Below are 784 nucleotides of genomic sequence, written 5' to 3'. Positions count from 1 at the left end.
TAATATAGAAATTGTCTTTTTTATAATTTTTTTGATTATTTTCAGCTCGTTGAGCTGTTACTTTTCTTATATTAAGTGCCATTAGCACAAATCCTAGTTCTCTTTTGGCTTTATTTATCCCTCGAACGGACATTCGAGTGAAACCCAAAATAGCCTTCATAAATCCAAAAACAGGCTCCACATCAATTTTTCTTTGACTGTAGATGGTTTTTATTTTTGGTTCTGAAAGCTTTTTATTAATTTGGGCTTTAAAATATTCCCAATTATAATTTTTCATTATTTTTTTATTCGTTTTTGAATTGTATTTCATGCATTGGTGTCTCAGAGGACATTCTGAACAATCATCACATTCATATAATTTGAAGTCTCTCTTAAACCCATATTTATCATGGCGATAGGCATATCTTTTAAAACCCAATCGCTTATTGTTTGGACAAATATATTCATCGTTAATTTCGTCATAATCCCAATTTTGAGTGTTAAAGATGTCGCTTTTATATTTTTTAGTTTTATCTTTTATAAACATACCGTAGGTTATAAGTGGTATTCGATTAAAATCATCTATAATTGCCATATAATTGGGTTCGCTACCATAACCTGCATCAGCTACAATATATTCAGGTAAATGACCGTAGGTCTCTTGAATTAAATTTAAAAATGGTATCATCGTTCTTGTATCAGTCGGATTTTGATACACATTATAAGATAAAACGAATTGAGAATTTGTCGCTATTTGTAAATTATAACCTGGCTTGAGTTGTCCATTTTTCATATGATCTTCTTT

General features: G+C 29.7%; 1 protein-coding gene. It reads right to left on the bottom strand.

Annotated features, from left to right (window positions below; genetic code table 11):
* A partial coding sequence (locus UU9_RS17735; protein ID WP_007083041.1) for an IS1182 family transposase occupies nucleotides 1–784 on the bottom strand: 784 nt, incomplete at both ends.

The sequence above is a fragment of the Rhodanobacter fulvus Jip2 genome (assembly GCF_000264315.1).
GTDB lineage: Bacteria > Pseudomonadota > Gammaproteobacteria > Xanthomonadales > Rhodanobacteraceae > Rhodanobacter > Rhodanobacter fulvus.
This window is presented reverse-complemented; position numbering and strand designations above follow the sequence as displayed.